The 25,269-nt window shown below is 66.1% G+C and carries 17 protein-coding genes; 2 read left to right on the top strand and 15 right to left on the bottom strand.

The window, feature by feature from the left end; translation table 11 throughout:
* Positions 1-9: 9 nt before the first annotated feature.
* Positions 10-915: an MBL fold metallo-hydrolase gene (locus VFH65_RS12465; protein ID WP_353321856.1), complete on the top strand. Its 906-nt coding sequence runs from the start codon at positions 10-12 to the stop codon at positions 913-915.
* Here VFH65_RS12465 and VFH65_RS12460 read toward each other — a convergent pair.
* From VFH65_RS12460 to glf, 15 genes are all read right to left on the bottom strand, one after another.
* The gene (locus tag VFH65_RS12460) at positions 912-2,246 is read right to left on the bottom strand and encodes a serine/threonine-protein kinase (RefSeq protein ID WP_353321854.1); all 1,335 of its coding nucleotides are present in this window, start codon (positions 2,244-2,246) and stop codon (positions 912-914) included. The genes VFH65_RS12465 and VFH65_RS12460 overlap by 4 nt on opposite strands.
* Before the next feature lie 30 nt (positions 2,247-2,276).
* On the bottom strand, positions 2,277-3,278 hold the full coding sequence (locus VFH65_RS12455) for a DUF4331 family protein (protein ID WP_353321852.1): 1,002 nt from the start codon (positions 3,276-3,278) through the stop codon (positions 2,277-2,279).
* Positions 3,279-3,326: 48 nt separating this feature from the next.
* Entirely contained in the window at positions 3,327-4,877 is a 1,551-nt protein-coding gene (locus VFH65_RS12450; protein WP_353321850.1) for an acyl-CoA carboxylase subunit beta, read from the bottom strand.
* Positions 4,874-10,222 (bottom strand): polyketide synthase Pks13, encoded by a 5,349-nt coding sequence (gene pks13 / locus VFH65_RS12445; protein WP_353321848.1) that lies wholly within the window; start codon positions 10,220-10,222, stop codon positions 4,874-4,876. Before pks13 ends, VFH65_RS12450 begins: the two co-directional genes overlap by 4 nt.
* 19 nt (positions 10,223-10,241) lie before the next feature.
* Positions 10,242-12,131, bottom strand: a complete 1,890-nt coding sequence (gene fadD32, locus VFH65_RS12440; protein WP_353321846.1) for a long-chain-fatty-acid--AMP ligase FadD32 — start codon at positions 12,129-12,131, stop codon at positions 10,242-10,244.
* 186 nt (positions 12,132-12,317) lie between these two features.
* Entirely contained in the window at positions 12,318-13,331 is a 1,014-nt protein-coding gene (locus tag VFH65_RS12435) for a cutinase family protein (protein WP_353321844.1), read from the bottom strand.
* 9 nt (positions 13,332-13,340) lie between these two features.
* Positions 13,341-13,718 (bottom strand): DUF732 domain-containing protein, encoded by a 378-nt coding sequence (locus VFH65_RS12430; protein ID WP_353321842.1) that lies wholly within the window; start codon positions 13,716-13,718, stop codon positions 13,341-13,343.
* A gap of 175 nt (positions 13,719-13,893) precedes the next feature.
* On the bottom strand, positions 13,894-14,772 hold the full coding sequence (locus VFH65_RS12425) for an alpha/beta hydrolase family protein (RefSeq protein ID WP_353321840.1): 879 nt from the start codon (positions 14,770-14,772) through the stop codon (positions 13,894-13,896).
* A gap of 133 nt (positions 14,773-14,905) precedes the next feature.
* The gene (locus VFH65_RS12420) at positions 14,906-15,967 is read right to left on the bottom strand and encodes an esterase family protein (protein WP_353321839.1); all 1,062 of its coding nucleotides are present in this window, start codon (positions 15,965-15,967) and stop codon (positions 14,906-14,908) included.
* A 131-nt stretch (positions 15,968-16,098) separates the two neighbouring features.
* Positions 16,099-17,172, bottom strand: a complete 1,074-nt coding sequence (locus tag VFH65_RS12415) for an alpha/beta hydrolase (RefSeq protein WP_353321837.1) — start codon at positions 17,170-17,172, stop codon at positions 16,099-16,101.
* 134 nt (positions 17,173-17,306) lie between these two features.
* Positions 17,307-19,358 (bottom strand): flagellar motor control protein ZomB, encoded by a 2,052-nt coding sequence (gene zomB, locus VFH65_RS12410; RefSeq protein ID WP_353321835.1) that lies wholly within the window; start codon positions 19,356-19,358, stop codon positions 17,307-17,309.
* 4 nt (positions 19,359-19,362) lie between these two features.
* The gene (locus VFH65_RS12405; protein ID WP_353321868.1) at positions 19,363-20,283 is read right to left on the bottom strand and encodes a decaprenyl-phosphate phosphoribosyltransferase; all 921 of its coding nucleotides are present in this window, start codon (positions 20,281-20,283) and stop codon (positions 19,363-19,365) included.
* Between the two features lie 38 nt (positions 20,284-20,321).
* The gene (locus tag VFH65_RS12400; RefSeq protein ID WP_353321833.1) at positions 20,322-20,840 is read right to left on the bottom strand and encodes a phosphatase PAP2 family protein; all 519 of its coding nucleotides are present in this window, start codon (positions 20,838-20,840) and stop codon (positions 20,322-20,324) included.
* The gene (locus VFH65_RS12395; protein WP_353321831.1) at positions 20,833-22,776 is read right to left on the bottom strand and encodes a glycosyltransferase; all 1,944 of its coding nucleotides are present in this window, start codon (positions 22,774-22,776) and stop codon (positions 20,833-20,835) included. Before VFH65_RS12395 ends, VFH65_RS12400 begins: the two co-directional genes overlap by 8 nt.
* Positions 22,773-23,975, bottom strand: a complete 1,203-nt coding sequence (glf, locus tag VFH65_RS12390; RefSeq protein ID WP_353321829.1) for a UDP-galactopyranose mutase — start codon at positions 23,973-23,975, stop codon at positions 22,773-22,775. Before glf ends, VFH65_RS12395 begins: the two co-directional genes overlap by 4 nt.
* A 217-nt stretch (positions 23,976-24,192) precedes the next feature.
* On the opposite strand from glf, the gene VFH65_RS12385 reads away from it, so the two are divergent.
* Positions 24,193-25,173 carry a hypothetical protein gene (locus VFH65_RS12385; protein WP_353321827.1) on the top strand — a complete coding sequence of 327 codons (981 nt, stop codon included), beginning with the start codon at positions 24,193-24,195 and terminating at the stop codon, positions 25,171-25,173.
* Positions 25,174-25,269: the final 96 nt, after the last annotated feature.

Raw genomic sequence — 25,269 nt, 5'->3', positions numbered from 1 at the left:
CCTGACGCTATGGACCACATCCGGTTCGGCAACGCCGTCGTCACCCGCGTGATCGAGTGGCAGGTCGACGACCTACCTCTGTCAGTGTTCCCGCAGACGCCCGCCGAAGCATGGCGCGAAACAAACGAATTCACGCCGACCTTCTGGAACGACGAGGGCTGGCGCCTCGCACTGCAGACCTGGGTGGTCGAGGTCGACGGACTTACCGTCCTGGTCGACACCGGCGCAGGCAACCACAAGTCCCGCCCGCGAATGGCCGTGCTGGACAATCTGCAGACCGACTTCCTGGCGGCCTTGCGCAGCGTTGTCGATCCGGAGACCGTCGACGTCGTCGTCAACACCCACCTGCATTTCGACCACATCGGCTGGAACACCATGCGCGACGGCGACGACGCATGGGTGCCCACGTTTCCGAACGCCCGTTATCTGATGCCCGAGGCGGACTACCGGCACTTCGAGCCGGACGGTCCGGTACAACGCAAGGCGCCGCAGACCGAGGATGACGAATCACTGCTGCGGCATGTCCGAACGCTGTTCTCGGACAGCGTTTCTCCGGTAGAGGACCAGATCGAGTTGTGGTCCGACGACCATCAACTCAGCGAGTCGCTGTGGCTTCGCCCTGCGCCGGGGCACACTCCGGGATCGTCTGTGGTGTGGCTGGACGCGGGCAAGCCCGCGGTGTTCGTCGGGGACCTGACGCACTGCCCCATCCAGCTGGACCGCCCGCTGGATCCGTGCGCGTGGGACGAGGACTTCGCGGCGGCCGCGGTGACGCGCAAGCGGATACTCACCGAAACCTCACGCCGGCGTGCCGCGGTGATACCCGCTCACTACCCGGGCCACAGCGGCGCGACGGTGGTCGCGCGCGGCGACGCATTCATAGTCGACGACTGGCTGGAGTTGCCGCCGATCTAGCCTGCATTGCTCTGCAGGATGTCGTTATGGCAATCGAGCCTGCTCCGGCCGGTCTGCTCCATGCACACCAGGACAGGCGACTCGGTCTCCGACGGATACACCTCTTCGCCTGCACCGGGAGTGACTGTCGGGCTGGAGATTTTGCCCGGATACAGCGACCAGATCGTCTTGTCGACGGTCGGCAGGTGGGCACAGTAGGCGGGCGCCCCGCCGTCGGTGATGCCCGCCGCGCCCAGCGTTGCGCAGTCCGCGCCGACGACAACCACCGGCAGGGCGACGGCTCCCGGCGGCTGCGGCTCGGCCTCTGCCGAATCGTCACGCAGGCGGTCGACGACCACGAAAACGATTGCGGCGACGGCGATCAGCGAGAGCGCGGCGGCGACCGGAACGACCCACTTGCGACGCTGCGGCGCTGATTGCTTCGAGTGCTTAGGCCCGGACGCGGACTGTGCCAGCATCGTCGCATCAGAGCCGCCGGCCTCCTGCTCCGGCATGCCGATTCGATGTGCAAGTGCCCGTGCGAAATCGATGCACTTGTCGTACCGGCCATCCGGGGACTTGGCGAGCGCCTTGTCGAAGACCGGTCCGAGACCCGACAACTCGGGACGGCGGGATCCGATAGGCGGTGGCACGGCGGTGAGGTGTTGGCTGATGACAACCGCGGGGTTGGAGTGGTGGAACGGGGGCGCACCGGTGAGCAACTGAAACGCGGTGGCCGCCAGTGCATACTGGTCGGCCCGGCCGTCGATCGCTGCGCCGGTCAACTGCTCCGGCGCGGCGTAGGCAACGGTTCCCACCGTCATGTTCGTTCCGGTCAAACCGGCGGAGTCATCAATACAGCGGGCTATTCCGAAGTCCGCCAACATGATTCGTTCACCATCACTGCCGGTGTCGGCGATCAGAAGGTTGGCGGGTTTGACGTCGCGATGCAACAGTCCACGTGTATGCGCGTAGTCGAGCGCGTCGGCGATCGCCGTCACGATGCGCACCACGTCCTCTGGCGGCATACCCGAGGGGTGCCGCTCGGCGAGCAGGCGCCCCGCATCGGTGCCCTCGACATAGTCCATCGAGATCCACAGCTGGCCATCGACTTCGCCCCGGTCATGGACCTCGACGATGTGGGGGTGCCACAACGTCGCCGCGATATCTGCTTCCCGGTTGAACCGTTGGCGGTACTCGTCGTCGGTACTCACCGAAGCAGGCAGCACCTTGAGCGCGTCGCGGCGCGGCAGCCGGGGATGCTGGGCTAGATACACCTCGCCCATCCCGCCAGCACCGAGCGACCGCAGGATGGTGTACCCGGCGATCACCTGCCCGTCGGCTAGCGGCATGCGCGCATCGTACTCAGCGGCGCAAGACCATCAGTGCGGTGTGCCCAGGTAGGGAAATTCGCGCAGCGTGTCGGTGTGCGGGCTCAGGCCCGTCGGAGGGCAGTCGCCCTTGGTCAGGAACGCCAGCCGGTAGTCGATCACATCATCGGTGAACACCCGCCCATTCGGGTACTTCGCCGGTTTGGACGGGTTGTAGGTCAACATATCGGGCAGGGTGCCTTCGTTGTCGATCGCCTCGATCGCTTCGTCGTGTGAGTAGCCGCCGGTGTGTCCCATGAGGTGAATGAATTGCGCGATCCACCGTTCGCGGTCGTGGATCGGCTCGCTCGCGTTGTACTCCAGCTTGGTGTCGTCGGTGTTGAAGAAGCTACTCACCGACGGGTGACCGGCCCGATCCACATGTTCGAGCTTGCCGTCGCGGCGCAGACTGCACCGGCCCCAGATGCGGATGTCGGGGCTCGCACCGAGTTCGGCGGTGGGGAGTTCCAGCACCGTCGAGAAGACGTTGGCTGTGGTGTTCGAATCTTCGCCTGTCCATGGCGATTCCCCGCCGAGATGTGGTGCGGTGAAGTTCCGCCCGCCCGAGGTGTCGAATAGGTTCTTGATGCCCTCGTAGTCGAAGAAGAATGCGTCGCTGCGAGCACCGGCGAAGAACGTGACGCTATCCGACTGCGTGATGTTGGGTACCGGCCCGAACGAGACCTCGACCGCTTCGAAGATCTTGTCGCCGATGGCTTCCGGGGATTCGGCGTCGTCTCCGGTGGCCAGGAACACGTCGACGGTCTGCTTCCCGTCGACGGGTTCGGAGAACACGTAGCTGAACGCGATGTCGTTGCGGAGGTCTCCGTCGTTATCGATGGCCAGCCGGTAGATGGCATCGGGGTGCAGCGCATCGGCGTTCGGATTGGCGTTCAGGATCAGCACGGTGCGCGTGGGATCGGCGGGTGATCGGAAGGCGTACAGATCGCAGAGATCCAGCCGCTGATCACCCAGCGGCGGTCCGAGGCTCAGCCCGGTGAAATGGTTGGACACGTCAATATCCAAGCCTGCACAACGCCCGAGCGTGCGTGTTTGCGGGAATTAGATCGGTGTCAGGCCGTGCTTGCGCTGGACGCGGCTGATCTGCTTGTCGCGCAACAGCCGCATTGACTTACGCAGCAGCAACCGCGTCTCGTGCGGTTGGATCACGCCGTCGATGTAGCCCCGCTCGGCGGCGATCCACGGCGTCGCAAGATTGGCGTTGTAGCCCTCGATGAAGTCGGCACGGATCTTCTGCACCTCGGGCGCGGTCGGGTCGGGGAAACGCTTCACTAGCAGCTGCGCGGCACCCTCCGCGCCGATCACCGCGATGCGGGCCGTCGGCCAGGCGAAGTTCAGGTCGGCGGTCAACTGCTTCGATCCCATCACGGCGTAACCACCGCCGTATGACTTGCGCACGGTGATCGTCACCTTCGGCACATCTGCCTCGACGACGGCGTTGAAAAAGCGGCCGCCGCGCTTGATGATGCCACCCTTCTCCTGCTCGACGCCCGGCATGGCGCCGGGGGTGTCGACGACGAACACCAGCGGCGTGTTGAACGAATCGCAGAACCTGATGAACGCGGACGCCTTGTCGGACGCCTCGTTGTCGATCGCGCCCGACATGTGCATCGGCTGGTTGGCGATCACCCCTACCGGGCGGCCGTCCACTCGGGCGAACGCCGTGATCATCGCCGGACCGCGCTGCTCGCCGACCTGGAATACATCGCCGTCGTCGAAGATCCGTAACAGGATCTCCATCATGTCGTAGGCCATGTTGTCGCTGTCCGGCACGATCGAGTCCAGCTCCAAATCGTGCGGCGTGATCTCCGGCTCCAGACCGGGGTTGACGATCGGCGGGTCGTCAAATGTGTTGGCGGGCAGGAAGCTCAGGTAGTCGCGCACGTACTGGAAAGCTGCCGCTTCGGATTCGACGACCTGGTGGATGTTGCCGTAGCGCGCTTGGTTATCTGCGCTGCCGAGTTCCTCCATCGTGACGTCTTCGCCGGTGACGTCCTTGAGCACGTCCGGCCCGGTGATGAACATGTAGCCCTGGTCGCGTACCGCGACCACCAGATCCGTCTGGATCGGCGAATACACCGCTCCCCCAGCGCACTTGCCGAAGATCAGCGAGATCTCGGGCACCAGGCCACGAAGCATCTCGTGGCGGCGGCCCAGTTCGGCGTACCAGGCCAACGAAGTCACCGCGTCCTGGATGCGGGCCCCGGCCGAGTCGTTGATGCCGATGATCGGGCAACCGACCATCGCCACCCACTCCATCAGCTTGGCGACCTTGCGGCCGAACATCTCGCCCACCGAGCCCTGGAACACCGTCTGGTCGTGGCTGAACACACCGACCGGCCTACCGTCGATAGTGGCGTGCCCGGTGACCACGCCGTCGCCGTAGAGCGCGTCGGGATCACCCGGTGTCTTGGCCAGCGCACCGATTTCGAGGAAGCTACCGGGATCGACGAGCGCATAGATGCGGGCGCGGGCGCTAGGTATGCCCCTCTTCTCCCGCTTGGCGATGGCCTTCTCACCACCGGGTTCCTTTGCCAGCTCCAGCTTTTCGCGGAGTTCTGCGAGCAGTGCCGCGGTGGTTCTGTTGGTCACTTCGCCTGCTTCTCCTCGGCGTCGATGCGGTTGATCGCCTCGCTCATGTGGGCGCCGACCTTGGCAATGTACGGCTCGTCGATCGCCTGGATGTGCTCGCCCCCGATGGGCACCACTTCCAGTTCGGACACGTACTGGCCCCAACCGCCGTCCGGCTTGCGGGTCGCGTAGCGCGGTTCGAAGTACATCGCATCGTCGTGATAGCGGTCGGCCATGTACAGGGTGACATGCCCGTCGTACGGCTCGATCTCCGCCGTGTCGATGGCTCGCTGATCCAGATACGACGCGCGCTGGTGCTCGATGATGCCGCCAGGGATCTGCACCCCGCTCTGGCTGACGATGTCGAGCACAAACTTCACCTGGCCCTCGTCGTCGAGCTTCTCGAGCTCCTCGTAGGGGATCTCAGGGATCTCGACGTTGAACGTCCGCTCGGCGAAGCGGGCGTAGCGGTCCCAGCGTGCGCGGGTCTCCTCCTTGGTCTGGGGGATCTCCTCGCTCGGGCGCACCGCGTCGATCAGCCCGACGAACCGCACATCGGCACCGGCCCGTTTTAGCCCGACCGCGCAGGCGTAAGCCAGCGCCCCGCCCAGCGACCAGCCGGCCAAGATGAACGGCCCATTGCCCTGCATCTCCAGCAGCTTCGGCACGTACTCGCGTGCGCGCTCCTCGATCGAGCCCTCGACCCGTTCGATGCCGTACACCGGGATGTCCGCAGGCAGCCGCTTCATCAGCGGCTCGTACACGACGGTCGACCCGCCTGCCGGGTGGAACACGAAAACCGGGTTCTTGTTCGCCCCTTCTTGGGGTGCGCGCAGGATCCGCACGAAACCATCAATCTGGCCGGACTCGAGATGCTCACGCACGACGGTGGCCAACGCCTCGATGGTCGGCGCAGTCTTCACGTCCTCCGCGGTGATGGGACCCTCTGCGCGCTCCGAAAGCCGTTGCGCCAGCTTCTCTGCGGTTTCGTCGTCGATCTCCGGCAGGGCATTGAAGACGCCACCCGGTGACTTGCCGGTGACGATGGCCCACGTCGCGAACGTCACGCGTTCGGCGGCTTCACGCGGTGGCACATCGGCACCGAGCGCATCGGTGACGGCCTGCTGGCTCAGTACGTCCGCGACGGCGGCCGCGGTCTTGGTCTGTTCCGGGCCGGCCGGATTCGTTGGCGGCGGCGGAATGCCCGGACCCGAGGGGTCGGTCGGCGGCGGCGGAATGTCTGATTGGGCTTCCGGCTCGGCCTGCGGATCCGGCGCGGCGACCGCAACCGTCGCCGGGTTGGCGCCGCTGAGCACCGCGGCCTGCTCGGCAGCGATCTGTTCGGGCGTCAGCGTCTGCTGATGCTCGTGCAGTTGCTCGACCTCGTCCCGATGCTCGATCGCATACTCGATGAGCTTCTCGACGGCAAACAGGTTCGCGTCCCGAACCGCGGTCAACTGGATCGGCGGTAGGTCAAAGTCGTACTCGGCGCGGTTCTTGATCCGCACCGCCATCAACGAGTCCAGGCCCAGTTCGATCAGCGGCACCTCCCACGGCAGGTCCTCGGGCTCGTAGCCCATCGCGCCGCCGACGATCGCGGCAAGGCGATCGTGCACCGTCTCGCCCGTATCGGGCGACCACTTCGCAAAGCCCGCACCCAAGTTCGCGCCCTGAGTCAGGTTGTCCTGCAAAATCTCTGCGTCGTCTTCTTCCTCGACGGGCTGTGGTGTGACGGCCTCCGCGACCACAATGCCGGCGCCGACCGCCGTTGGCAGTGCGGTGGCTGCACCGCCGCGGGTGACGATCGCGTCGTACACGAGGGTGAAGGACTCGTCGATGCGGGCGTGCACCTGCACAGTGGCCCCACCGGGATGCCTCGTCAGCGTCGTCACCAGCCGTGCGCCCTCGCCGGGCACCGCGCGCTGCTCGAACGCCGTCAGCTTGGCGTCGGGAAGGACCTGCGCCGCAGCGGCTTTCACCAGTGCGCCGAGATCCTGCTGGCCCTTGGGTGCGAATTCCCAGACGTGGCGGCCGTCCGGCATCGCGACATGCGTGCCGGGAATCATCACCGAACCGTCGCCGGTGAAGCGCGCGTCCAGCCAGTGCGGCTTGCGCCGGAAGCGGGTCGGCGGGATGTTCGCGAAGTCCAACGCACCAGCCAGCCCGGAAGATCGCCGCGGGAAGAGCGTGCGGAAGTCGAGATCGTGACCGTACACGTACAGCTGCGCCATCGCGCTGATCATCGAGTCGACTTCGTCCTGCTTGCGGGCGAGCGTGGCGATCAACTGCGCATCGTGCAGCCCGGCCGCGGCCGTCGTCAGGCCGACCTGCATGAGCGCCACCGGGTTCGGAGCCAGCTCGAGGAATGTGGTGTGCCCGTTGTCGACGGCGTTGTGGATGCCGTGCGTGAAGTAGACGCTGTGCCGCAGCCCCTTCTTCCAGTAGTCCACACCGTGGATCGGCTCGCCGCCGGGCCGGATGTAGCTGCCCTCGTGCACGGTCGAGAAATAGCCGGTGGTGAGCGGATGCGGCTCAATGCCCTGCAGTTCGGCGGCCAGCTCACCGAGCAGTGGGTCCATCTGCTGGGTGTGGCTGGCGCCCTTGGTCTGGAACTTGCGGGCGAACTTCCCCTCCGATTCGGCGCGCGCGATGATCGCGTCCACCTGATCCGGTGGGCCGCCGATGACCGTCTGATTCGGCGCGGCGTACACGCACACCTCGAGGTCTTTGAAATCCGAGAACACCGTCTCGATCTCGTCGGCGGAGTATTCGACGAGCGCCATCAGCCGGATGTACTCGCCGAACAGCATCGCCTCGCCCTCGCCCATCAGGTGTGCGCGGGAGCAGATTGTGCGGGTGGCATCGCCCAGTGACAAGCCACCGGCGAAGTAAGCCGCGGCGGCCTCGCCCAGCGACTGCCCAACCACCGCAGCGGGTTTGGCGCCGTGCGACTTGAGCAGCTCACCGAGCGCGATCTGGATAGCGAAGATCACCGTCTGGGTGGTCTCGATGCCGTAGTCCTGCGAGTCGTCGAGGATCAACTCGACCACCGAATAGCCGCGCTCGTCCTGGACCAGCGCGTCGACCTTGTTGATCCACTCGGCGAAGGTGTCGTCGCGCAGATACAGGCTCTTGGCCATCTTGCGGTGCTGCGCACCGAAACCCGCCAGCACCCAGATGGGTCCATTGGTGACCGGACCGTCCGCGCTGAATACGTTCGGGCTCTGCTTGCCCTCCGCGACCGCGCGCAGACCCTTGATGGCCTCGTCGTGGTCGTGGGCCAGCACCACCGCGCGCGAACGGCCGTGGTTGCGCCGCGACAGCGAGCGGCCGATCGACTCCAGCGACGACGCCCGACCCTCCGGGCTGTCGATCCAGTCGGCCAGCTCAGCGGCGGTGGCCTTCTTGCGTGAGGTCAGGAATCCTGAAACAGCAAGCGGCACAACCGGGGTGGGTTGTTCGGACGCCTCGAGCTCTTCACGCGCGATCTCCAGGAGACGCTTCGCCTCGTCGGTGAGGCCGGGCAGTTCCGGCTCATCGTCCACGGCGACCGCGTGGCCTGGTTCCTCGGCTCCATCTTCTGCGGACTCGATGAACTCGCCGTACTCGTCCATCCGGACGCCGCCGACATACACGGCGTCGGCTTCGGACGTCTTTGAGGACTCGGCGACGGGCTCGGATTCGGGTTCTGGATCGACGAGATCCGAAGGGAGCACCTCACGCAGCACCATGTGCGCGTTGGCGCCGCCGAAGCCGAAGCCGGACACACCGGCGATGGCGTGGCCGCTGTAGCGGGGCCAATCGGTGACGGTGTCGGCGACCTTCAGCCGCACGTTCTCGAAGTCGATGTACGGGTTGGGCCCGGCATAGTTGATCGACGGCGGAAGCTTGTCGTTGCGCAACGCCAGCGTCATCTTGGCCAGGCTCGCGGCGCCCGCGGCCGACTCCAGGTGCCCCACATTGGATTTCACCGCGCCCAGCAGCGCTGGCTTGTCGGCGGGACGGCCCCTGCCGACGACGCGGCCCAGCGCGTCGGCCTCGATCGGGTCGCCAAGAATGGTGCCGGTGCCGTGCGCTTCGATGTAGTCGACATCGCGCGGGTTGATCCCCGCGTCCTTGTACGCCTTGCGCAGCACCTCGGCCTGTGCGTCGGGGTTCGGCGCCAGCATGCCGTTGGACCGGCCGTCGTGGTTGATCGCGCTACCCGCGATGACCGCGAGAATCTCGTCACCGTCACGCCGGGCATCGGCGACCCGCTTGAGCACCAGCATGCCGCCGCCCTCGGAACGGGCGTAACCGTCGGCGTCCTGCGAGAACGACTTGATTCGGCCGTCGGAGGCCAGCACGCCGCCGACTTCGTCGAACCCGATGGTCGCCAGCGGAGTGATCAGTGCATTCACGCCGCCGACGAGTGCGACGTCGGCTTCGCCGGACCGCAGCGCCTGCACGCCTTGGTGTGCGGCGACCAGCGAGCTCGAGCATGCGGTGTCGATGGTCATCGACGGGCCGCGGAAATCGTAGAAGTACGACACCCGGTTGGCGATGATCGAGCTCGTGGTGCCGGTGATGGCGTACGGGTGCGCCGTCGTGGGGTCGGCCACGGCAAGGAACTGATAGTCGTTGTTCGTCGACCCGACGTACACGCCGACGCGCTCGCCGCGCAGGCTCGACGCCGGGATGCGCGCATGTTCCAGCGCCTCCCACGTCAGCTCCAGCGCCATCCGCTGCTGCGGATCGATGTTGTCGGCCTCCATCTTCGACAGCGCGAAGAACTCGGCGTCAAACCCCTTGATGTCGGAGAGGTATCCGCCGCGGGTGCGGGCCTTGGCGACCCGCTCGGCGATCCGCGGTTCTCCGAGGAATTCCTCCCAGCGGCCCTCGGGCAGGTCCGTGATCGCGTCGCGGCCTTCCAGCAGCGCCTGCCACGTCTCGTCGGGGGTGTTCATATCGCCGGGGAGCCGGGTGGCGATGCCCACGATTGCGATGTCGTCGACCTCGCGAGTGCGCGACCAATCCTCGCCGCTGTCGGACATGTCGACCTCGGGCTCGCCCTCGACGATGACCGTCGCCAGCGACTCGATGGTCGGATGGCGGAAGGCGACCGTCGCCGTCAGCGTCACCCCGGTGAGGTCCTCGATGTCGCTGGCCATCGCGACCGCGTCACGCGACGACAGGCCCAGTTCGACCATGGGCGTGGAGTCGTTGATCGCGTCGGGCGACTGGCCGGTGGCGTTGGCGATCCAGTTGCGCAGCCACTGGCGCATCTCGTTGACCGTCAGGTCGGTACGCGCCTGCTCGATCTCCTGAGCCGATCCGTCGGCGACATCCTGCGCGGGCTCGTGCGAATTATTCTGTGTCTCAGTCATTTTCAGTTTCAGTGAACCGTCAGTCTGTCTCGTCGGGGAAGTCGTTGGCGACCTTCCCGCTGCGCAGGCTGCCATCGAGGTAGGCCGCCCGGCAGGCGCGGCGGCCGATCTTGCCGCTCGAGGTCCGCGGAATCGCGCCGGCGGGGGTCAGCAGCACGTCACGCACGGTGACGCCGTGACGCACCGCAATCGCAGCGCGGATGTCGTCGGCGATCGGGGCCTGGTCCAGCTTGTGTGTCCCCGGCGCCCGCTCACCGACGATCACCAGCTGCTCAGAGGTGTCCTCGGGGTCGCGCTTGAGGCCGGCGTGGGCGTTCGCGAACACGTCGTCCGGCAGCTGGTTCGCCGGCACCGAGAACGCGGCCACATACCCGACACGCAGCGCCTTGGTCGCCTCCTGCGCCGAGTACTCGAGGTCCTGCGGATAGTGGTTGCGGCCGTCGATGATGACCAGATCCTTTACTCGGCCGGTGATAAACAGCTCACCGTCGTGGTAGGCGCCGTAGTCACCAGTGCGCACCCACGTCGCGTCGTCGGTCGCGCCCTCGGCGTGCGACGGATTGGTCCGCGACTTGAGGATGTTTTGAAAAGTCTCGACCGTCTCCTCCGGCTTGCCCCAGTAGCCGGTGCCCATATTCTGGCCGCTGATCCAGACTTCGCCGATCTGGCCGTCGGGGAGTTCCGTGGCGGACTCCGCATCGACGATGACGGCCCACTCGGCGACACCCACTTTGCCCGCGCCGGCCTGCGCAACGGCACGGGGTGAATCGTCGGGCACCTCGACGAAGGTGCCGGTGTTCAGCGCGTCACGGTCGACGGAGATGATCCGCGGGTGATCGCCCATCGGAGTGGTCGACACGAACAGCGTGGCCTCGGCCAGCCCGTATGACGGCTTGATGGCCTGCGGCTTGAAGCCGTGCGGGGTGAACGCCTCGTTGAACCTGCGCACGGTGGCCGCAGAGATGGGCTCGCTGCCGTTCAGGATGCACTTGACGACGGACAGATCCAGAGGCGGCTCGTCGTCCTTCGGCAGGCCGCGGGCGGCGGCATGGTCGAAGGCGAAGTTCGGCGCCACCGAGATCACCCCGCCGGTGTCGTCGGGCTTGCGGGACATTTCCCGTAGCCACCGGCCAGGCCTGCGTACGAACGCCGCCGGGGTCATGAAGGTGATGTAGTGGCCGATCATCGGCGCCAGCATGGCCGTGATAAGGCCCATGTCGTGGAAGAACGGCAGCCACGAGACCCCGCGGTCGCCCTCCTCGCCGTCGAGCGCCTCGATGATCTGGACGATGTTGGTGGCCAGGTTGAGGTGGGTGATCTGCACACCCGTGGGGATGCGAGTCGATCCGGACGTGTACTGCAGATAGGCGATCGTCTCGGCGGTGACGTCGACCGGCACCCAGGTGCCACCGACCTCGTTTGGCACCGCGTCGACGGCGATGACGCGCGGACGTTCCTTGGCGGGCCTGCTGCGGAAGAACTTGCGCACACCCTCCGCCGACTCGGTGGTGGTGAGGATGGCCGACGGCTGGCAGTCGTCGAGCACGGCGTGCAGGCGGCCGACGTGGCCGGGTTCAGAAGGGTCGAACAGCGGCACTGCGATGCGGCCGGAGTAGAGCGTGCCGTACATCGCGACGACGTACTCGAGGTTCTGCGGGCAGAGGATCGCCACTCGGTCGCCCGGCTGGGTGACCTGTTGCAATCGGGCGGCGACTGCACGGTTGCGCGCGCCGAAGTCGGCCCAGTTCAGCTCGCGCGCCACGCCGTCGCGTTCAACGGAGAAGTCGAGGAACCGGTAGGCGACCTTGTCGCCACGAACCTTGGCCCATTTCTCGACGTGCTTGACCACGCTCCCGTTGTCGGGGAATTTGATCAGTCCATCTTTGAGGAACGGGTTATGGAACCCCATCTAAGTCTCCTGTCGAAGCCACTCATCGTGAGCCGCGCGTACCCGCGGGGCGCCGCAGTCTGAGACCGCGCAAGCTCAAACGAAGGTCTGACCAGGTCTTTCAGATCAGCCGTCGCTAGTCACTCTTAGTTTTCTCTTAATGTTAAGGGACCGCCTTGTCGCTGGCCAAATCGGTCCGGTCACATGTCAGCCATGTTTTGGATGCGGAGCGTTATCGATCAGGCCCCGCGCCCAGTTCAGTGTCCACGCAGGAGCCGATTGTCCGTCGAGATTCCAGAACTGCGGCGTGGCGTACATCGCGTGGACGGGCTGGCCGGCGCCGCCGCTGAGCACCTCGAGCGTCTTCGGCAGCTGGGTGATGTTGAAAGCGGACTCCGGCGCGGAACAGATGAGGTCGCCCGCCGCGCAGATCTCATACGTGCGGTTGTTGAGCAACCCGAACCCGCCGGGCCGCGGTCCCGTCATCGTCAGACCCAAGGCCGACAGCGTCGGCACCTCCTGCAGGGTGATCTCCGCGCCCTGGCCCTCCGGGTTGGTGCCGATGTCCTGCCCGACGCCCGCCTGGCGTCGTCCGTCGGCGATCAATGCCACGCCGAGCACAAGATCCTCGTCGACCGGGCCGCGGCCGTTGCCGATGTCACTGGCCATGTCGCCTGCGATCACCGCGCCCTGGGAGAAGCCGATGAGGACGTAGCTCGTCAGCGGGCAACGGTTGTTCATGTCCGTCATTGCCTTCACGGCGGCGCGGGTGCCCTCGGCGCGGCTGTCGTTGTAGGACATCTGCTTATCGGCCGACAGCGGATTGTGGAACTGCGCGGTGTACGGAACCGTGTACACCTCCAGCCGGTCGGTTCCGAACTGCTCGCGGATCGGATTGGTGACGCCGAGCAACAACGCGATCGGGAACTGGACCGGGTTGAACGGGTCCAGCACCGGCGAGGACTCCCACGTGCCGGGGATGGAGAGCAGCTGCACGTCGGGGCAGTCGGCCGGCTGGGTCTCCGGGCGCGGTTTCTTGGTCGGCACCCCGGGGGCAGCCGTCGGAGGCACCGCGCTGGGCGGCACCGCGCTGGGCGGCGTATCGGGCCGGCGCAGCACGACGACCACGATCGCCACGATCAACACCACGACAAGCGCCATCGCCCCAGCCGCTACGAGCGCAAGGATGCGATGACGTTTCCGTCGAGAAGCCTTTTGCATGTTCTCCTGCTAGCAGAGTCGTTCGGTTGCGATGCGAATGTAGTCGGCGGTCGCCTCGTCGACCTCAGCGGCCGACGGTGACATCGAGGCGATGCGGGTGCCGCGGACGTCGCTGCGCACCAGCGGCACGACGAAGTCCCACACCGCCGCCTCGTTCTGCTTGGCTGCGCGCGACTGACACACGTAGGAGCCGATGCTCAGTGCGATCAGGTCGCTCGACGGCTTCACCCCTTCGGCCTTCAGCGCATCGAGGTAGGAGCGCTGCGCAGGCGTCAGGACCAAAGCGTTGGACTGGGCGCCCGGCTGCGGCGGCCCCGGCTGCTCTGCGCCGGGCTGGCCGTGCGCCGTTGACGTCTCGGTCGCGGGAAGACCGATGGTCGACATCATGTCGTCGCCGACGGAACATCCCGTCATAAGAGCTGCGGCGGAAGCTACCAATAGCGAGGTTGCAGGCCCGAGGGAATAAGCCGCAAGACGCGCCGCTTGCCCTACCGCGTGTTGCACTCCTCCAAGGTACCGGCTAACGCCGCCGACCCCAGGTGCGCGAAGTCACCGGAGGTGCCTACTTGATCGTGGCGACCAATTCACCCGACATCGCCGCCAGCTGACCACTCCAGGTTCCCCAGTCGTGGTTGCCGCTCGCGGGGAAGTCGAAGTGCCCGTTGTGGCCGCCGACCGAGCGGTAGTGCTGGTAGAACTCGCGGTTGGTGCCCTGGGCGATATCGCAGTAACCGATCATCGCGGGGGCGTCGCAGCCGGCGCCAGCCGAGGGGCTGTGCACCCACAGCCGGGTGTTGTTGTCCGCCAGCAGCTGAACGTGCACGTTCGGTGAATGCCATTTCCACCGGCCAAGCTGTGGCATACCCCACATGTTGCGGGTGTCGACGCCGCCGAACTGCTGAAGGCCCGCGGTGATGGCCCCGTCGACGCCGGTCCGCTCCGGGGCAAGGAATCCCGACAGTGATCCGGCGAAGCGATACCGGTCGGGATGGAAGGTGGCCATGGTCATCGCGCCGTAGCCGCCCTGTGCCGCGCCGACGATGCCGTGCCCGCTGGGCGCCAGTCCCTTGTTGGCCGCCAGATAGTTGGGCAGCTCGTCGGCAAGGAACGTCTCCCACTGGCGGCTGCCATCCTGCTCCCAGTTGGTGTACATGCTCCACGCGCCACCGGCGGGCGCGGCCACCGAGATGCCCGACCCGGCAAGCGCGTTCATCGCGTTGCCCGCGGTAACCCAGTTGCTGACGTCGGGTGCGGCGTTGAACGCGTCGAGCAGCACCACGGCGTGCGGGCCGCCGGCCTGGAAAGCGACGGGGATGTCGCGGCCCATCGCCGCCGACGGCACCATCAGGTACTCGACGTCGGCATTGGCGACAGCCGTCGACGCGGACCACAGCCCGGCGGCAAGCGCCGCGGTCAGGATCGCTCGGATAAACCCACGCATCTACCCCACCTCACGTCGTTGGCTTCCCCGCCGCACGTATACAACCACACCACCGCGACGGAGCGCGCCGGAAACGGCTGACGGCGGCGACCCCCCGTGAGGGATCACCGCCGTCGACCGTGTGTCTTACTGCTTAGCCGCCGGAGCTGGCCGGCTCAGCGGCAGGAGCCGCCGGAGCGGACGGCTGGGCCACCGCACCCAGCACCCGAGCGATGTCGGGCTTCATCTGCTGCAGCTGAGAACCCCAGTAGTTCCACTGGTGAGTACCGTTCTGCGGGAAGTTGAACACGCCGTTCTTACCGCCAGCGGCGATGTACTGCTCCTGGAACGTCTTGTTCGTGCGAAGCGTGAAGCCCTCGAGGAACTTCGCGTTGAACAGGTTGCCGGAGCTCATGCCCGCGTCCAGTTCGGACGGCTTGCCGTCACCGCAGTAGATCCAGATGCGGGTGCCGTTGGCGACCAGCTGACCGATGTTGACCATCGGGTCGTTGCGCTTCCACGCGCTGTTCGCGTCTTCGGTCTTGCCCCACATGTCGTCAGCCTTGTAGCCGCCGGCGTCACCCATCGACATGCCGACCAGCATCGGCCACCAGCCCTCGGAGAGGTTCAGGAAGCCGGACAGCGAGGCCGCGTACTGGAACTGGTTCGGGTGGTAGATCGCCATGATCAGTGCGGCCGAACCGGCCATCGACAGGCCGACCGCCGCGTTGCGGGTGGGGTCGACGCCCTTGTTCGCGGCCAGGTAGCTCGGCAGCTCACTGGAGATGAACGTCTCCCACTTGTACGTGGAGCAGCCTGCCTTGCCGCACGCCGGCTTGTACCAGTCGCTGTAGAAGCTCGACTGTCCACCGACCGGCATGACCACGGCCATGCCCGAGTCCAGGTACCACTCGAACGCGGCGGTGTTGATGTCCCAGCCGTTGAAGTCTTCCTGCGCACGCAGGCCGTCAAGCAGGTAGACCCCTGGTGCGTTGGGGCCGCCACTCTGGAACTGCACCTTGATGTCGCGGCCCATACCGGCCGACGGAACCATCAAGTATTCGACCGGCAGACCCGGACGAGAGAAAGCCCCTGCTGTCGCCGAGCCTCCGACGACGCCGACCAGGGCGGGCAACACGGCAGCCACCATGGCCGCGACCGTGAGCCGGCGCGACATGCCCTTCGCCGCGCCTCGCACTCTCCCAACGAAACCCATGCTTCTACCTATCCCATCTGTTGTATGCCGCACGCGGATTCTGTCCATCGGACCTCGCCGCGTTGCCCGTGTAGTGAACCACATTCCGCTGTGATCTCTCTCTTTAGAAGGTGTCCTCCCTGGTAGGAGCCTCATCCGTTGAGGGTCGCAATCAGGTCAGGTTTCAGTGCCTGCAACTGCGAAGCCCAGTACGGCCACGCGTGGTTTCCGGCAGGCGGGAACTGGAAGGTGGCGTTGCGGCCACCGGCCTTGGCGTACGCCTCGGCAAAGTCCTTGTTGGACTTGATGGCCATGCCCTCGAGGCTGTCGGCGTTGAACTGTTGGTTCGGGTCGGGATTGGTGTTGATGGCGCTGTTGCCGCCAGGCGCGCAGTAGATCCACAGCCGCGTGCCGTTGGCAACGATCCTCGACACCTGCTTGATCGGGTCGTTGCGCTTCCACGCGCCGTCCCACGGTGCGCCCCACATGTTGTCGACGTTGTAGCTGCCTGCGTCGAGCATGGCGACCCGGATAGCCTGCTGCATGAGCAGCGCCGACGGGTTCAGAAAGCCCGACAGTGAGGCCGCGTACGAAAACTGTCCCGGGTGATACGCCGACAGGATCAGCGCCGACCCGCCCGACATCGACAGCCCGACGACGCCGTTGCCCGTCATGGAGACGCCCTTGTTGGCGGCCAGCCACTGCGGAAGCTCGTTGGTCAGGAAGGTTTCCCATTTATAGGTGTAGCCCTGGTTGTTGAAGCTCGACGGCGAGTACCAGTCGGAGTAGAAGCTGGACTGACCGCCGACGGGCATCACCATTGCGACCCCGGAGTTGTAGAACCACTCGAACGCAGGGGTTTCGATATCCCAGCCGTTGTAGTCGTCGCGCGCACGCATGCCGTCGAGCATGTACACGGCCTTCTGCACACCGGGGGTGGCGACCGGTGCCGGTACCGGCGTGGGTGTCGGTGCGCCTTCTGGGGTGGGTGCCGGTGCGGGCGCTGGAGCGTATGCGGGCTGGAACTGCACGCGGATGTTGCGGCCCATCGACGTCGAGTAGACGTCCAGGTATTCGACCGGCAATCCCTCGCGAGAGAAGGCGTTGGCGCTTGGCGTGGTGCCTGCGACGGTCGTCAGGGCCGGAAGCGTCAGCACGGCGGCCGAAACCACGAGCACGCGGCGAAGCCAAATTTGCACAGCGTTTACAGCCGATGTCCTATGCATCAGTTGCTCGTACCATCCGTTCATGTGTCCGGCGCCGTATGAACGGCGGCTACCCGCGACTGGTGTATCGGCCCGATGGGGCTGCGGCGTTACCAAGTAACTACAAATCCCGGCCAGCTAACAAATGCTGACGGTTACGGCCCCGTTGCCGGCAAGCCAGTGTAAGGGGTGCCCGACGGCGGGGGCACCTCCAGCCCGCACCGCACAAGTTCATACAGCGGCACCCGGTCGATCCGATAATCGGTGAACTCGAACGCGTGCACCAGGTTTGACAAGAATCGCCGTGGCCCCATCGGTCCACGTATCGAGGTGAGCATGGCGTCGGTTTCCGGGCATTTCAGCGCCGCCTCGGCCTGCTTGACCCAGTCCTGATCGACGTAGGCCGGAATGAACGGCGGCTCCTTCAGAAACGGCCCTTCGGCGATCGCCCAGTCCGGAAAAAGGTTCTTGTCGTGACCGATGCGGCCGTCTTCCAGCCTCGCAGTGTGCGCCGCCAGCGGGTTGGCCAGGCCGATCTGGTCGACGACACGGACGTCGAGTCCGACCGTCATGCCGAGCATGCCGAGGTTGGTGAAAAAGACTGTGTGCGGGCCGTTTTCGCGGCTTTCCGGCGGTGCGTCCGGTGGCGGTGGTATCGCGGGTACGACGTCCCACTGGTCGTAGTTGCCGGACGGCAACAGCAGCGCGCCGTCGGGAGTGTTCTCCAGTGCGGTCAGCACCGCCCGCATTCGGGGATAGTCGAGATAGTCGGCGGCGGTCGTCGGATGTGCGTTGCCGGTGGCCTGGGCGTAGAACCGTCGTTCGTCGACGATGCCGGAGTAGGTGACGCGGGTGGCATCGGCTCCCATGCCCGGCGAATTGGCCGCCCACAGCGACCAGCCGGCAACTGCCAGCCACAACACGCTGGTGGCTCCGGCGAACAAGTACCCAGCACCGCGGGCCATGCGGGTTCCGTCGGGCAGGACGACGGGTATCACCGCCACCGGGATCAGCAGGCAGAACAACGGCGTCAGCAGAACCCTGCCGTGCATGAAATCGCCGCCCTGGCGAATCCAGTAGACGGCCTGCACGAGCCCGCTCACGACGATGAAAAGGACTACGGCGGCAGGGCTTTGCACCATGCGCGCCAACCACCCGTAACCCGGGGCGATGGTGCGGCGCTTCCACCAGGGCTGCCCGCGGTTGATCAACACTGTGACCGCCAGGCCGGTGAGCAAGATGGCGGGCGCCCACAAAAGGTAGGGCTGGTTGAAGTTGGCCAGATAGATGAACCCTTGCGGCCATTTGGCGCCCGAGGCGTCCTTGGCCAGCGCGGTGCCGGGGAAAATCAGGCCGTAGTAACCCATTCGGAAGATCTCGTAGCCAACGGGCAGCAGACCACCCGCCACGACGATCCACACGCGACGTCGCCATCCGCGGGCGGCGACAAGCATCATGATCAGCGCTAGCCCGCCGATGAGCGCCAACTCCGGGCGCACCAGCACGCTCAGTCCCGCGACGAAAGCCAGTGCGCCGTCGAAGAATCGGTTGACGGCGTTCCGCGGTTCTGCCGGCGCCGCCGGCGCCCGCATCGGCTGTCTGCGGATGACGGGCGGGCCGGAGCGCGGCGCCACCGCCGGACGAACCGGGGCGGAGTAGGCGCGTGGAGCCTGCGCCCACACCACCATCATCCACCACAGCAGACCGAGATAGGCCAGCACCAAACCGTTTTCGAGCCCGGAGGTGGCGAAGTCGCGGGCGGGCGGCACCGCGATGTACACGAGGACACCCGCGGGCAGTAGTAGCGCGCGGCGGCCCTGCAGGCTTGGCGCGTAAAGCCGTGCCGTGCCGAACATGGCGAGCACCACACCGGCCACGCTGAGCACCAGCGCGAGCACCAACGCCACGTACTCCAGCCGGACAGGGCCGCCGATCAACCCGCCGAGGTAGATCAAATAGGTCCACACCGTCGAAGTGTTCGCCTCGACACGCTCGCCTGCGTTGAAGACAGGGCCGTTGCCCGCCAAAAGGTTTCGCACTGTTCGCAGGACGATGAGCCCGTCGTCGGCGATCCAGCGCCGCTGCCAGGCACCCCATCCGAACATCGCGGCGACGGTCAGCACACTCACCCACAGGCTGAGCCGGACAGTGGCGTCGTACCGAAATGCCGGCCAGCGGGCCTGCCGGCCCGCAACCGTCGCATTCATCCAGTCAGCCGAGGAAGACGGCTGCACCGAGGGTTCCGATCCACACCAGGCCCAGCAACTGCACCACCCGGTCCTTCAGCACGATCTCCTCCGGCTCACCGGCCAGGCCGCCGTCGACGTCGACGGCGTAGCGCAGGATCGCGATGGTGATGGGAACCATCGACACCACGAACCATGACGTGCCGCCGGTGTCGTCCCGTTCGAACGCCCACAGGCCGTAGCACAGCACCATCGCGGTCGCCGACATCGTCCAGACGAAGCGCAGATACGAGCTGGTGTAGCTCTCCAGCGACTTGCGGATCTTGGCGCCGGTGCGTTCGGCGAGCTGCAACTCCGCATACCGCTTGCCCGCGGCCATGAACAGCGAGCCGAACGCCATCACCAGCAGGAACCATTGCGACAGGGGCACACCCGCGGCGACGCCGCCAGCGATGGCCCGGATCAGGAAGCCCGACGAGACAATGCAGATGTCGATCACGGGCTGGTGCTTGAGGCCGAAGCAGTAGGCCAGCTGGATGGCGATGTAGACGGCCATCACCACGGCCAGGTTCGGTGTCACGAACCACGAGATGGCCAGCGACGCCAGGCTCAGCACCACAGCGAGCACGTAGGCCAGCCATTCGGGAACCACTCCGGCCGCGATCGGGCGGAAGCGTTTGGTCGGGTGCTGGCGGTCGGCCTCCACGTCGCGGGCGTCGTTGACGAGGTAGACGGCCGACGCGGCGAGGCTGAACACAACAAACGCGAGCAGCACCCTGATCAGGACTTCGCGGTAGTCGTACGCGTAGCGGGCGTCGCCGAGTGCGGCCACCGGCGCGGCGAACACGAGGACGTTCTTCAGCCACTGCCGGGGGCGGAGGGCCTTGACGAGTCCGGTCGCGAGGTTCTTGGGGGGACCCACGACCGGTGCCGGTTCTTCGCTCATCTGCGTTGCGCTCTCTGCCGGACTCTCCCGTGAAATGCTCATGACTCTCCTCGGTCGGCGACGGAGCCAACCACTTTTGCGACAGCGGCCCCGACCGCCATACCCGTGAGCACGTCGCTGGGGTAGTGCACGCCAAGCACCAAGCGAGACAGCGCCATTGGCGGCACAAACAGCAGGGGCAACGGCAGGCCGGTGGCCCGGGCCAACAGGATCGACGCCGCAGTGGTCGAGGTGGCGTGCGCCGAAGGGAAGCTCAGCTGACTCGGCGTGCCGACGTTCACCGCAACCGCGGGGTGATCGGGACGCTTACGCCGGACCACCAGTTTGATCGCGATGGCGCCCGCATGGGCCACCAATGCTCCGACCGCGACTGCGATCCATTGCCGTCGCCGCTGCGGCTGGATCAAAGCGCCGAGAGCCGACAAGGCCACCCAGCCCTGAGCGTGCTCACCGAAATGCGACATGGCACGTGCGGCCGGCACCACTCCTGGCCGATCCGCCAGCGCCGACTGGACGGCGACCAGCGCGGCTTCCTCGCCGCGCAGAGTCTCAGCCATTGGCGGGCGACGACGACTCGAGTAACACCGTCTCCCACTTCTGCTTACTCGTCAGCACCGGCAGCGCACCGCGATACATCTTGCGCATCCGGTTGAACTTGCGGGCGAGAAGGACTTGGCGCTGCAGCGACTCGCGAAGCAGGGCAAACATTTTCGCGCGATCGCGCTGCCGGTAGACCACACCGCGCCCGTCTGCGGTGGTGACGGTAACACCGTCGACCTTGCACAGCGAGAACCACCTGGCGTCCTGTGTTGCGACGTTGATCTGCGGACGGCGATGGTGCTCAGGGTCGTGCGGCTTGAGTTGGTGGATGACGCCGCGGGTCAGCCGTACCGAGATCGCCAGCGGGTTGGTCGGGATGTTCACCTTCTTGCGCCACCGCTTGTCCGACGGCGTCGGCAACGCGGTCGCACTCGGCAGCACGACGGCGTCGGGGAACTCCTGACGCATCTTGCGCACATCCGGCAGCGCAGACTCCAAGATCGAGAAAATGTGCTCGGGGCCGGCGAGGAAGTCGTCCATGGCCTTGTTTTGGATGGCAACGGTCGAATACTCAAGGCACAGAAGGTGTTTGATCGTCGCCTTCACGTGGCTGGCGATCAGTCCGCTGATGTTGCCGTCCCAGTGCATGGCCGCGACGACCAACCGGTTGCGCAGGTGGAAGTACGCCTGCCAGTCGATCGCGTCGTCCTTGTCGCTCCACGCCATGTGCCAGATGGCCGCGCCGGGCAGTGTGACCGTTGGATAGCCGTGCTCACCCGCGCGCAACCCGTAGTCGGCGTCGTCCCATTTGATGAACAGCGGCAGCGGCTGACCGAGTTCCTCGGCGACCTGCCGGGGGATCATGCACATCCACCAGCCGTTGTAGTCGACGTCGATGCGGCGGTGCAGAAGCCTGCTCCGGTACTCGTCTTCGTCGTTGAGCCGGTATTTGGCGAAGTTGTGGTCGTACTCCGTGTTGACCGCATTGGTCCACATGAAGTTCTCCTGGTCGACCATCTCGCCCATCACATGCAGGTGCGAGGGCTCCTGCAGGTTGAGCATCTGACCGCCGACCAGCGTCGGGACCTTCGCGAACCTGTTGAGCGCCAGCGCCCGCAGGATCGAGTCCGGCTCGACGCGAATGTCGTCGTCCATGAACAGGATCTGTTCGCAGTCGGTGTTCTTCAGCGCCTCGTACATCACCCGGCTGTATCCGCCGGAGCCACCGAGGTTGGGCTGGTTGTGAATCGTCAGCCGATTGCCCAGTGCCGCAGCCGCCGCCGCGAAGCCGGGGTGGTCAACCGCCTTGTTGTTGCCCTGGTCGGACACGATGACCGCACTGATCACCTTGTCCACCAACGGATCTGACGTCAGCGCGGCCAGCGCGTTGACGCAGTCGGCCGGCCTGTTGAACGTCGGGATGCCGACCGCCACGTTGGCCCGGCCCGGCGCGGGCACCGGCGCGTACCAACCGGCGCTGTGCACGGTGACCTTGGATTCGGTGGTGATGTCGAACCAGATCCAGCCGCCGTCCTCGAAAGGATCCAGTTCGATCTCGAATTCGATTACGGCCGGCTCGTTTTCGACGCCACTGGACAGCGGGGCGCCACCCACGGTGATCCTGGCGCCGGTGGCCTTGGACCGGTAGACGTCGACGCGGGCGCTGCCGGTGAGCTCGATGCGCAGCACCACCGACTCCAGAACGGACCAGCGCCGCCAGTAGCTCGCCGGGAACGCGTTGAAGTAGGTTGCGAACGACACCTCGGACTCCGCGCCGATCTCCAGCGTGGTGCGACTCGGCGGATGCGCGCGGCGCGCGTTGGTTTCCGATTCCTCTATATAGAGCTTGCGGACGTCGAGCGGTTCGCCCGGACGCGGCAGGATGACGCGGGAGAGAAGACTCACCGCCTTGGATTCCCCGGCGTCAAGGGCGCCGGACGGAATGTCACTCATTCTCTACTGCTTTCGCTGAGCGGGGCGCCGTCACGGAGGTGCGGCGAGAGGGTGTTGTCATACATGTTCAGCGCGCTGGCGATGGCCATGTGCATGTCGAGGTACTGGTAGGTGCCCAGCCGTCCCCCGAACAAGACCTTCGCCGACGCGGTCTCTTCCTTGGCTTTGGCCCGGTACGTGGCCAACAACGCGCGGTCCGATTCGGTGTTGATCGGATAGTAGGGCTCGTCGTCGTTCTCGGCGAACCGCGAGTACTCGCGCATGACCACCGTCTTGTCGGTGGGGTAGGTCCGCTCCGGGTGGAAATGCCGGAACTCGTGAATGCGGGTGTAGGGCACGTCGAGGTCGTTGTAGTTCATGACGGGGGTGCCTTGGAAGTCGCCGGTTTCGAGCACCTCAACCTCGAAATCCAGTGTGCGCCAACCGAGTCGGCCCTCAGCGTAGTCGAAGTAGCGGTCAAGGGGACCCGTGTAGACCACCGGGGCGTCGGGGCTTTCCGCACGCAGACCGTCGCGCACGTCGAACCAGTCGGTATCCAGCCGCACCTCGATGCGGTCGTCGGCGGCCATGTTCTTCAGCCACGCGGTGTAACCGTCGGCAGGCAAACCCTCGTATGTGTCGTTGAAGTAGCGGTTGTCGAATGTGTAGCGCACCGGCAGCCGGGTGATGTTGGCGGCCGGCAGCTCCGTGGGGTCGGTCTGCCACTGCTTGGCGGTGTAGCCCTTGACGAACGCCTCGTACAGCGGGCGGCCGATGAGCGAGATGGCCTTCTCTTCGAGGTTCTGTGCGTCCTCGGGCTTGATCTCGGCGGCCTGTTCGGAGATCAGCTGCCGGGCCTCGTCGGGGGTGAAGTACTTGCCGAAGAACTGCGACACCAGGCCAAGGCCCATCGGGAACTGGTAGGCCTGGCCGTTGTGCATGGCGTAGACGCGGTGCTGGTAGCCGGTGAAGTCGGTGAACTGCCGCACGTAATCCCACACCCGCCGATTGGACGTGTGGAACAGGTGCGCCCCGTACTTGTGCACTTCGATGCCGGTCTGCGGCTCGGGCTCGGAGTAGGCGTTGCCACCGATGTGCGGACGTCGGTCGACTACGAGGACGCGTTTGTTCAGCTGCGTCGCCACGCGCTCGGCAACCGTCAGGCCGAAGAAACCGGAACCGACGACAAAGAGGTCAAAACGAGCTGTCATCGGCAGCAAGGGTATCCGACTGCGCTCGCCCTACCCGAATCCGACGGAGGCGGCTCAAGGTCGCAATTGGCTCACAATTCAGTATCGCCACTCTAGACGCAGCAGTCACATCAGTACCATCGATCACGTTGGCACTAATGGGCTTCATACGACCAGGTCCGTAGCCGCTGACGGTGATATTTCCCGAGCACCTACCAGACGTAGTCCATATATTGAGGAGACTTCCGTGCCGAACCGACGTCGACGCAGGCTCTCGACAGCCACGAGCGCAGTCGTTGCCCTGGCAGTCGCAAGTCCAGTTGCAGTAGTGGCGTTGTCCGAGTTGTCCGACAACAGCAAGCCCGCGCCCCAGCACCGCGAGTTCGTCCAAGCCGCGATGATCACCGACCTGCCCAATGAGCTGATGTCGGCGCTTTCGCAGGGCCTGTCGCAGTTCGGCATCAACATGCCGCCGATGCCGACGGGTCTGCTGACGGGTTCGGGTGCGACGACGCCCCCGTCGCTGACCTCGCCCGGCCTCACCACCCCGGGCCTGACCGCGCCAGGGTTGACCGCACCGGGACTGACCGCACCAGGTCTGACGACGCCGGGTCTGACCACACCGGGACTGACCGCACCGAGCGCCACCCTTCCGCCGCTCAGCGCGACCGGACCGGCGCTGACCGATCCTGCGCTGAGTAACCCGGCGCTGACGAACCCCGCACTCACCAATCCGGCGCTGACCAGCCCGACCGCCGCGACACCAGGCCTGACCACGCCGGGCGTCACGACACCGGGGCTGACGACGCCGGGGCTGTCGACGCCGCCTGCGCTGACCGACCCCGCGCTGGCCACCACCCCGATCTCCAGCGCCGTGGGCCTGCCGAATGAGGTGCCGATCTCGGCGCCCATCGGGCTGGATCCCGCGGCGGGCACTTACCCGATCCTCGGCGACCCATCACTGGCCGCGATGCCGGCCAGCACTGGAAGCGGCGGGCTGCTCGGCGAGGTGAGCAGCATGGCGGAGCAGTTGGGTGCCGGCCAGGCGATCGATCTGCTCAAGGGAATGGTGATGCCGGCGATCATGTCGGCGATGCCCAAGCCCGGCGCGGTGCCGGGCCTCCCGGCCGCCGCTGCCCCAGCACCGGCCGCGCCGATCACGCAGGCGGCGGGCACCACGGGACCGGGCACACCCGGTCGGGCCGGGCCGTCTCCGGTCCTGCCGTAATCAGTCCTGTCACCTGACGGCACCGCAGAAGCCGGTCGTTGGCTCTGCGGTGCCGTTGCAGGTGATTCGGCCCACCATTTAGTCGGGCCAACTACC

It is taken from the genome of Mycobacterium sp., from assembly GCF_035697385.1.
In the GTDB taxonomy this organism is placed as follows: Bacteria; Actinomycetota; Actinomycetes; order Mycobacteriales; family Mycobacteriaceae; genus Mycobacterium.
This window is presented reverse-complemented; position numbering and strand designations above follow the sequence as displayed.